Origin of the sequence: Achromobacter sp., from assembly GCF_032113835.1 — a bacterium.
GTDB lineage: Bacteria > Pseudomonadota > Gammaproteobacteria > Burkholderiales > Burkholderiaceae_B > Achromobacter.
Genome location: NZ_DAMCTG010000064.1, coordinates 23,525 through 31,326, shown reverse-complemented (window position 1 = coordinate 31,326; position 7,802 = coordinate 23,525). Strand labels below are relative to the sequence as shown.

At 65.7% G+C, this 7,802-nt stretch carries 7 protein-coding genes; 4 read left to right on the top strand and 3 right to left on the bottom strand.

Annotation, left to right across the window (positions count from 1 at the left end; translation table 11 throughout):
* Positions 1-1,025 (bottom strand): ABC transporter substrate-binding protein (locus RT697_RS19745; protein ID WP_313701203.1); only part of this gene is annotated, 1,025 nt, incomplete at its 3' end.
* 23 nt (positions 1,026-1,048) lie between these two features.
* Entirely contained in the window at positions 1,049-1,807 is a 759-nt protein-coding gene (locus tag RT697_RS19740; RefSeq protein ID WP_313701202.1) for a GntR family transcriptional regulator, read from the bottom strand.
* A gap of 200 nt (positions 1,808-2,007) precedes the next feature.
* Here RT697_RS19740 and RT697_RS19735 point away from each other — a divergent pair, with 200 nt between their 5' ends.
* The 3 genes from RT697_RS19735 (at position 2,008) to RT697_RS19725 (ending at position 5,761) form a co-directional block, all read left to right on the top strand.
* Positions 2,008-3,204, top strand: coding sequence for a pyridoxal-phosphate-dependent aminotransferase family protein (locus RT697_RS19735; protein ID WP_313701201.1), 1,197 nt, complete (start codon positions 2,008-2,010; stop codon positions 3,202-3,204).
* 22 nt (positions 3,205-3,226) lie between these two features.
* Complete coding sequence (locus RT697_RS19730; protein WP_313701199.1) at positions 3,227-4,279, top strand: serine hydrolase; 1,053 nt, start codon at positions 3,227-3,229, stop codon at positions 4,277-4,279.
* Positions 4,280-4,750: 471 nt separating this feature from the next.
* Positions 4,751-5,761 carry an aldo/keto reductase gene (locus RT697_RS19725; RefSeq protein WP_313701197.1) on the top strand — a complete coding sequence of 337 codons (1,011 nt, stop codon included), beginning with the start codon at positions 4,751-4,753 and terminating at the stop codon, positions 5,759-5,761.
* 56 nt (positions 5,762-5,817) lie between these two features.
* Here the strand turns inward: RT697_RS19725 and RT697_RS19720 are convergent, their stop codons facing one another.
* Entirely contained in the window at positions 5,818-6,390 is a 573-nt protein-coding gene (locus RT697_RS19720; protein WP_313701195.1) for a TetR/AcrR family transcriptional regulator, read from the bottom strand.
* Positions 6,391-6,600: 210 nt separating this feature from the next.
* Here RT697_RS19720 and RT697_RS19715 point away from each other — a divergent pair, with 210 nt between their 5' ends.
* Positions 6,601-7,779, top strand: a complete 1,179-nt coding sequence (locus RT697_RS19715) for an efflux RND transporter periplasmic adaptor subunit (RefSeq protein WP_313701193.1) — start codon at positions 6,601-6,603, stop codon at positions 7,777-7,779.
* Positions 7,780-7,802 lie beyond the last annotated feature (23 nt).

Sequence of the window (7,802 nt, the reverse complement as noted above, 5' to 3'; positions counted from 1 at the left end):
GTGTTGATGAGCCCGCCGCCTTCGCCCACGATGTTCTTGAGCATCGCGTTGCGGTCGATCGCGTGGATGATCGCCCGGCGCACGCGCTCGTCCTTCAGTTGGGGCGCAGGCGTGCCTTCCAGGATGTTCATCTGCATGAACACGATGCGCATGGTGTTGCCGGTGACCATCTGCAGGTTCGGCATGCCGCCCAGCTGTTCGGCCTGATCCTTGGGCACGCTCATGATCAGGTCTTCGCCGCCCGAGATGACCTCGGCCATCTGCGTCTGGCGGTCGGGGATGAAGCGGATGACGACCTTGCCGATCTTGGGCTGCGCCTTGGGCGAATCCTTGAAGTAGTCGGCGTTGCGTTCCAGCGTGATGGACTTGCCGGGCTGGTAGTCGACGACCTTGTACGGCCCCGAGCCCACGGGCTTGGCGTTCATGCCCTTGGGGCCGACTTCCTGGTAGTACTTCGCCGGGTGGATGGCGACGGTGGTGGACAGGTATTCCTTGGCGCCGGGGAAGGGCTCCTTGGTCGTCAGACGCACCTTGTACTTGTCGATCTTCTCGACCTTGTCGATCCACGACACGTTCTGCTGCGTCACGGCCTTGTTCTTCGGATCGGCCACGTAGTTCAGCGTGTAGACCACCGAATCGGCGTCGAACTCCTCGCCGTTGTGGAATTTGACGCCCTCGCGCAGCTCGAATTCCATGGTCTTGTCGTCGACCTGTGTCCAGCTTTTGGCGAGCTGGCCCTTGTACTCGTTGGTGACGGGGTCGCGGTAGAGCAGGGTGTCCCACACATTGGCGGCAATGATGACGCCGATGCGGACGTTGTTGAAGTACGGGTCGACGCTTTCCGGCGCCTGGTCGTAGGCCATGCGCAGGGTGTCGTCTTTCTTGCCGGCAAGGGCCGGTTGGGAGGCCAGCGCGGCGCAGGCCAGCAGGGCGGCGGCCAGGGCCTTGAGCGGAGTGGAACGGCAGGAGGACAGCGCAGGTGCAGCGGGGGTGAAGCGGCAAGGTGTGAAGCGACTATCAGCCATGGTGAAGGCTCCTCTTGATGACACTACATGTGTTGCGTATCTATCGTCTCGCTCCGGCTCTTGAGCGCCGCGTCGCATTTGCGCTGCAGGTGCTGCCGCATGATGGCTGCCAGCCGGTCCGCGTCGCGCGCGGCAAGGGCCTCCGCCATTTCTATGTGTTCGCGCATCGCCAGATCCCATTTCTGGCGGTTCTCGTTCGAGACGAAGCGCAGATTCTGGATCCGCGCGTTCTGCGCGTCGTAAAGCTGTTTGAGCAAACTGTTGTGCGCGGCCAGGCTGATGCGTTCGTGGATCTCGCGGTTGACGCGGAAGTACGTCGGCAGGTCGTGGCGCGCATGGCTGGCCATCATTTCGTAGGTCAGCGCGCGGATTTCCGCGATCTCGACATCCGTCGCGCGCTCGCACGCAAACCGGCACGACATGGCCTCCAGACCGCCGATCACTTCGAAGGCCTCGCGGATGTTGGCTTCCGACAGCGCGACCACCTGCGCGCCGCGATTGGGCTCGATCTGCACCAGGCCTTCGGCGGCCAGCACGCGGAACGCCTCGCGCAGCGGGGTGCGCGACACGCCGAGCAGGTCGCACAGGGCGCGTTCGTTCAGCCGGGTGCCGGGCGGGAATTCGCCCTGGATGATGCGTTCGCGCAGGGATCCCGCCGCCGATCCCGCCAGCGTGCGTCCGTCGCCGGCGGCGCGGACGGCCGTCGGGGCGGAATCGGGCGTGAGATCGGTCGAGGCAACGGCCTCGGCATGATCCGGCAAGAAGCTAGGATCGCTGCGCATTGGTATACAAAAATTCCCCTTGTTTTCGCAGACTATAAACCTGTCTTTGCTGCGGTTTTGATGGGTGTATACCCTAGGTTATCGACGTAAAAACAATGGGATAGAGTGACGCATGCCGCAAATCCGCCAGGCCGCCGCGCGCTGCCTGACCGGCGCGCAAAGCCGCCTTGGTATACAAACCGTCCACATTGGGGCCACGCATGCTCACGCTGAACACCCACCCGTCCGGCCGGCATTTCCTGCAGATTCCCGGACCCACCAACGTGCCCGACCGGGTGCTGCGCGCCATCGACCTGCCCACCATCGATCACCGCGGACCGGAGTTCGGTGAACTCGGCAAGGCGGTGCTGTCGGGCCTCAAGCAAATCTTCCAGACCGAGTCGCCCGTCGTGATTTTTCCGGCGTCTGGCACTGGCGCGTGGGAGGCGGCGCTGGTCAACACGCTGTCGCCGGGCGACCGCGTGCTGATGGTCGAAACCGGCCACTTCGCCAGTCTGTGGCGCAAGCTGGCCGGGCGGCTGGGGCTGGAGGTGGATTACATCGAAGGCGACTGGCGTCATCCGGTCGATGCCGGCGTCATCGGCGCGCGGCTCGCGGAAGATTCGCAGCACCGCATCAAGGCGGTTTGCGTGGTGCACAACGAGACCTCCACCGGCGTCACCAGCAACATCGCCGCGGTGCGCGCCGCGATCGACCAGGCCGGTCATCCGGCGCTGTTGATGGTCGACACGATTTCCTCGCTCGGGTCCATCGATTACCGCCACGATGAATGGGGCGTGGACGTGACGGTGGCCGGCTCGCAGAAAGGGCTGATGCTGCCGCCGGGCCTGTCGTTCAACGCGGTCGGGCCGCGCGCGCTGGCGGCGGCCGAGACCGCGCGTTTGCCGCGGTCGTATTGGGATTGGCGCGAGATGCTCGGGCCCAATGCGAAGGGCTATTTTCCGTACACGCCGTCGACCAATCTGCTGTACGGCCTGCATGAAGCGCTGGCGATGCTGGCGGCCGAAGGCCTGCCGCAGGTGTTCGCGCGCCACGAGCGCCATGCCCGCGCCACGCGGCTGGCGGTGGCGGGCTGGGGGCTGGAGCTGCTGAGCGCAGACCCGGCCGCGCATAGCCCGGCGCTGACCGCCGTGCTGATGCCGGAGGGCCATGGCGCCGATGCGCTGCGCAAGGTCATCCTGGACCGCTTCGACATGTCGCTGGGACAGGGGCTGGGCAAGCTGTCCGACCGCATCTTCCGCATCGGCCATCTGGGCCACTTCAACGATCTGACGCTATGCGGCACGCTGGCGGGCGTGGAGATGGGGCTGGCTGCGGCCGGCGTCCCGCACCGCTCGGGCGGGCTGCAGGCGGCCATGGAATACCTGACCCGCGCGCCGGAACGTGCGGGGCAATGAACACACAACAACGAGGGAACCGATGAATACGCTCATGCAGCAGGCGATCCAGTTCGCCAACGACCACGAATCGACCTGGGACCGCAGCGTCAAAGGCAATTTCGGCGTGCACCTGAACGACCCGCCCCCCTGGAACCGCCTGCTTGGTCCCATCCATGATCGCGGGCCGGTGTCCGGCGTGGTCGTGGTGGATGGCAAGACGGTGGCGTCGTGGGGCGAGCCGGATCGCGCCGACCTGACGTTCAGCGTCGCCAAGCTGTATCTGGCCATCCTGGCCGGCGTGGCGCACGATCGCGGCCTGCTGCCCGATGTGGACGAGCCCGTCGGCAAGCGCGTGCCGGGCATCGGCTTTGACGAGGGCCGCAATGCGTCCATCACGTGGCGCCACCTGCTGCAGCAGACCAGCGAATGGGAAGGCGAACGCTTCGGCGTGTCGGACCAGGCGGACCGTTATCGCGCCGTCACGTTCGGTGTGCCGCCCGATGGCAAGAAGGGCGATGCGCGTCCCTTGCAGGAACCCGGCACGTATTGGGAATACAACGACGTCCGCATCAATCAGCTGTCGTACGCGCTGCTGCATCTGTTCCGCAAACCGCTGCCGGAAGTGTTCCGCGAAGCCGTCACGCGGCCGATCGGTTGCAGCGAAGACTGGCAATGGGTCGGCTACGACAACGCCTGGGTCGAGATCGACGGCCAGCGCATGCCGTCGGTGCCCGGCGGCTCGCACTGGGGCGGCGGCATGTCCATCAGCGCCAAGGACCAGGCGCTGATCGGCCAGATGCTGCTGAACGACGGCCAGGCCAATGGTAAGCAGATCCTGTCTCGCGAATGGCTGCAGGCCATGCGCACCCCCTGCGACATCGCGCCGTATTACGGCTATCTGATCTGGCTGAACCACGAAGGCAAGGTGTTTCCCAGCGTGCCGTCGTCCAGCTTCTTCGGGGTTGGCGCGGGCAGCTCGTTCACGTGGGTGGAACCGGAACGCAAGATGGTCGTGATCGTGCGCTGGCTGAATTCCGCGCATGCGGACGCGCTGTTCGGGAAGATCCTGGCGGCGGTGGATGCGGGTGTCTGAGACCTGCGCTACGAGGCCGGTGTCTGACACCCGTGCAGGCCGGCCGTGATTTCGGAGCGGTGCGGCCTGGGTGTCAGACACCTAGCGCTGTACGCCGACGTGGGTGTCTGACACCCTTACCAATGCGCGCCGCCGCAGGTGTCTGACACCGACATCTGCGAGCTGGCCATCATGCTGGCACGGCGCAGCTTCCGCAGGTGTCTGACACCCTTATGAATTGGCCGTCATGTTCCGCAGGTGTCTGACACCCTTACGAATTGGCCGTCATGTTGGGACGATGCACCTTGGGTGTCTGACACCGACATCAGCGCGCCGGCCGTCATGCTGGCACGGCGCAGCCTGCGTGTCTGACACCGACATCCGCACCCAGGTTTTGCGGCATGTCAGGTTTTTTCGGGCAAGATGTGGCGTTCGGCCGCGCGGTGCTGCGCGGCCACGCCTCACACCCATATCCGATCAAGGAACCACGCCATGAATTACCGCCGACTGGGAACCAGCAATCTCCGGGTATCGCCGCTCTGCCTGGGCACCATGATGTTCGGGGAGCAGACGCCCGATGACGAGGCCGCGCGCATCGTCGCGTCGGCGCGCGATCACGGCCTGAATTTCATCGACACTGCCGACGTCTACAACGAAGGCCGGTCGGAAGAGGTCGTGGGCAAGCTGCTGAAAGGGCAGCGCCACGACTGGGTGCTGGCCAGCAAGATCGGCAATCCCGTCGGCAAGGGGCCGAACCTGGCGCATTACTCGCGCCAGTGGCTGATCCGCGGCGTGGAGCAGAGCCTGTCGCGCATGGGCACGGATTTCATGGACATCCTGTACCTGCACCGCGACTACCACGAAGAAAACCTGGAAGAGGCGCTGTGGGCGCTGGGCGACCTGATCCGCGCGGGCAAGCTGCGCAGTTTCGGGTTGTCGAACTTTCGCGGCTGGCGCATCGCCGAGGTGATGCGTCTGTGCGAAAAGCTGGGCGTGCCGCAGCCGGTGGTGTGCCAGCCGTACTACAACATGCTGAACCGCGGGCCGGAAGTCGAGATCCTGCCGGCGTGCAAGCATTACGGCCTGGGCGTGGTGCCGTACAGCCCGATCGCGCGTGGCGTGCTGACGGGCAAGTACCTGCCGGGCCAGGCGCCCGCGGCGGATACGCGAGCCGGACGCGGCGACCGCCGCATCCTGGCTACCGAATTCCGCGAGGAATCGCTGCAGATCGCACAAAAGCTGGTGCAGCACAGCGCCGCGCGCGGCGTGCAGCCCGGCCATTTCGCGACCGCGTGGGTGTTGGCCAATCCGGTCATCACTGCCGTCATCGCCGGCCCGCGCACGCTGGCGCAGATGGACGATTACTACGCGGCGCTGGACGTGACGATCACGCCCGAGGACGAAACGGTCGTGAACGAATGGGTGACCCCGGGCCACGCATCGGCGCATGGCTACAACGATCCGAGCTATCCGTTCTATGGCCGTCCGGTGACGGCAGCGTAACCAGGCGCGGGGCCGCGCACGGCCCCGCGTGATGCCCGTCCCGCGTCGGTCTCGCTTTACCCCCGCGCAGCCGCCGGTTCGGCCGCGATGCCGTGCAGCATCATCTGTTCGGCCACCTGCGCGATGCCCATGCGGGCAATCCGTCCGCGCCGCTCGGCATCCACCATGCTGGTGATGATCGCGATCAGCAATTCGCTGAGCGCGGCCGCGGTCATGTCCACGCGGAACGCGCCTTCGCGCTGACCGCGCAAAAAGAACGCATCCAAGTTTTCCTGATAGCCGGACCAGCTGTTCATGATGTCCGGCTCAAGCTCCGTATCGGGCTTCCAGTTGTAGATCAGGAACGCCGTCAATTCCTTGTGCGCCAAATGCTGGTCGATCAGGCTGCGCAGCGCCGTGCGGGGCGGGGCGCTTTCCAGTTGCGAATCCGCCAACGCCTGCTTCATGACCTGCGCGCAATGCGTCATCAGGCGCAGCACCAACTGATCCCGTGTCTTACAGAACCGGTACAAGGTCGCCTTGCTGACGCCGACGGCCTTGGCCAGCTCCTGCAGGGTCGCCCGCGGCTGATCCACCATCGCAAGCGCCAGTGCGACCAGCAGCCGTTCGTGGCTTGCCTCTTCAGACATTGCCTCCTCCCCATTTGTGGTTATCCCTGGGCCGGTATTGGATCATGGGCGATTCACTTTGTACAAACTTCCGCGGATTTATCAAGTAAAGACTTGTTAGTCGACAGATTTAAGCCTGAAAGCAGCAAATGAATCAATATTGATTCAAATCGTCCTTTCAGGTAGCATCGGCGTCTCTTTGAATTCAAAACGCGCTGCGCGGGGGTAGTAATGAAGGTGAACAAAGCATGGCAACTGCCCCTGGCGGTGTTGGCGACGGCGATCCTGTTGGCCGGTTGCGGTGGGTCCGAGGGCGGTGAGCCGCAGGCGGCGGGGCCGCGTCCGGTCCAGGCGGTGGCGGTGCAACCCCAGCGCTACACGCTGATCAGCGAACTGCCCGGCCGGGTCGAACCCATGCGCGTGGCCGAGGTCCGTGCCCGCGTGGCCGGCATCGTGCTGAGCCGCGATTTCGTGGAAGGCGCCGACGTCAAGGCCGGCGACGTGCTGTTCCGCATCGACCCCGCGCCGTTCAAGGCGGCCTTGTCGCGCGCACAAGGCGAGTTGGCCAAGGCCCAGGCCGCCGTGTCCGACGCGCAGGCGGTGGTCAAGCGCTACACGCCCCTGGTCAAGATCGAAGCGGTCAGCCAGCAGGACTTCGACACGGCCAACACCACGCTCAAGAGCGCGTTGGCCGCGCGCCGCTCGGCCCAGGCCGACGTCGAGACCGCGCAACTGAACCTGGACTACGCCACCGTCAAGGCGCCCATCTCGGGCCGCATCGGACGCGCGCAGGTCACCGAAGGCGCGTTGGTGGGGCAGAACGAGGCCACGCCGATGGCGACGATCCAGCAACTGGATCCGGTCTACGTGGACTTCAACCAGCCCGTCGGCGACATGTTGCGCATGCGCGCCGCCATGCAGAACGGCAGCCTGGGCGAAGGCGAGGGCGCCAGCATCTCCATCACGATCGACGGCACCGACCAGCAGCGCGAAGGGCGCCTGCTGTTCTCGGACATCGCCGTGGATCGCAGCACCGGCCAGGTGGCCCTGCGCGGCGAGTTCGCCAACCCCGACGTGCTGCTGCTGCCGGGCATGTATGTCCGGGTGCGCACGCACCAGGGCGTGGACCCGGAAGCGATCCTGGTCCCGCAGCGCGCCGTCACGCGCAGCACCGATGGCAAGCCGCAAGTGCTGGTGGTCGGCGCGGAGGACGTCGTGGAGACCCGCACGGTGCAGACGGGCACGATGCGCGGCGGCGACTGGCACATCACCGAGGGCCTGGCCCCCGGCGACCGGGTGATCGTGGGCGGCGTCAGCGCCGCCGTGCCCGGCCAGAAAGTCAGCGTGACGCCCGCGAACGAGCCCAAGGTGGCCGCCGCCGGCGATACCGCTGCGTCCGCCAAGCAATAAGCGGCCCTCATGAATCGCGCGCA

Coding starts and splice junctions, on each gene's coding strand:
- RT697_RS19730 (WP_313701199.1), top strand. CDS start 3,227: ATGAATACGCTCATGCAGCAGGCGATCCAGTTCGCCAACGACCACGAA.
- RT697_RS19740 (WP_313701202.1), bottom strand. CDS start 1,807: ATGCGCAGCGATCCTAGCTTCTTGCCGGATCATGCCGAGGCCGTTGCC.
- RT697_RS19715 (WP_313701193.1), top strand. CDS start 6,601: ATGAAGGTGAACAAAGCATGGCAACTGCCCCTGGCGGTGTTGGCGACG.
- RT697_RS19725 (WP_313701197.1), top strand. CDS start 4,751: ATGAATTACCGCCGACTGGGAACCAGCAATCTCCGGGTATCGCCGCTC.
- RT697_RS19720 (WP_313701195.1), bottom strand. CDS start 6,390: ATGTCTGAAGAGGCAAGCCACGAACGGCTGCTGGTCGCACTGGCGCTT.
- RT697_RS19735 (WP_313701201.1), top strand. CDS start 2,008: ATGCTCACGCTGAACACCCACCCGTCCGGCCGGCATTTCCTGCAGATT.